Annotated in this window: 2 protein-coding genes; one reads left to right on the top strand and one right to left on the bottom strand. The window is 68.9% G+C overall.

Features of this window, described 5'->3' with window-relative positions; translation table 11 throughout:
- Positions 1-312: cytosine permease (locus ACFWUY_RS41730; RefSeq protein WP_384122307.1), on the bottom strand; the 312-nt coding region annotated here is incomplete at its 3' end.
- Positions 313-456: 144 nt separating this feature from the next.
- Between ACFWUY_RS41730 and ACFWUY_RS41735 the strand changes: the two genes are divergently transcribed.
- Positions 457-1,254 (top strand): siroheme synthase (locus tag ACFWUY_RS41735; protein WP_384122312.1); only part of this gene is annotated, 798 nt, incomplete at its 3' end.

The following is a 1,254-nucleotide window of genomic DNA, read 5'->3' on the forward strand; positions in this document are numbered from 1 at the left end:
CCCCAATACCATCTGCTGCACGCCGTACTCGGGCCCCCGCGCGGACAATACGAAATGCCCCCCGGCGCCGAGCCCGATGCCCACCGCGAGTCCGAGCGCCGGCTGCCAGAAATTAATGCCGATCACGGTCACCGACAGCACACCGATGAAGATCGTCGCGAACTCGAGGTTGGGCGAGGTCCAGGTCCACAGGAGCTGGCGTGGGGTGCCGTGCCGGGCGGACTCGGGGATGGTCTCGTTGCCGCCCGGCTCCACCGCGATCACGCGATCGGCGTAGCTCGCGGCAGGCGCGTTGTCTTCGGTCGTAGCCATTCTTGAACATTCGTCGGGTCCCGCACCGCGGACAACCGACGGAACGTCCGTCATGACACCTGCGTGGGCGGACAGATCGTCGACATTCTCGCCAGGCATGGGCCCATTCGGGCCGCATCGGACCAGGAACTAGGCTGGGACACTGTGCCGAACACCGTTGACACCGCATCGACCCCGCCCGCAGGCGACCCGAACTACCTGGTCGGGCTCGATCTGCGAGGACGCAGAGTGGTGGTGGTCGGCGGTGGAACCGTTGCCCAGCGCAGGCTGGGGTTGCTCGTGGCCGCCGGTGCCGATGTGCACGTGGTCAGCCGGGCGGTCACGCCTGCCGTCGAAGGGATGGGGACGGCGGGGCAGTTGAGCATCGAACTGCGCGCCTATGCCGACGGGGATCTCGACGGCGCCTGGTACGCGATGGCGTGCACCGATGAACCCGAGACCAATGCCGCCGTGGTCGCCGAGGCCACCGCCAAGCGGATCTTCTGCGTGCGCGCCGACATCGCTCGCGACGGCACCGCAGTCACCCCCGCGACCGCGCGCTACGACGGGCTTTCGCTCGGCGTGCTGGCCGGTGGTGCCCACCGCCGCTCGGCTGCTGTGCGCAACGGGCTGCTCGAAGCGCTGCAATCCGGTGTGGTGACCGATGATTCGGAACCGGTGACCCCCGGCGTCGCGCTCGTCGGCGGTGGTCCCGGCGATCCCGACCTGATCACTGTGCGCGGTCGCAGGCTCCTCGCACGCGCCGATCTGGTCGTCGCCGACCGGCTCGCCCCGCCGGAACTGCTTGCCGAACTGGGACCGCACGTCGAGGTGATCGACGCCGCCAAGATCCCCTACGGCCGGTCGATGGCGCAGGAGGCGATCAACCTCGCGCTCGTCGAGGGCTACAAGGCGGGCAAGTTCGTGGTCCGGCTCAAGGGCGGTGACCCCTATGTCTTCGGT

Source organism: Streptomyces sp. NPDC058664, assembly GCF_042716635.1.
Taxonomy (GTDB): Bacteria; Actinomycetota; Actinomycetes; order Streptomycetales; family Streptomycetaceae; genus Streptomyces.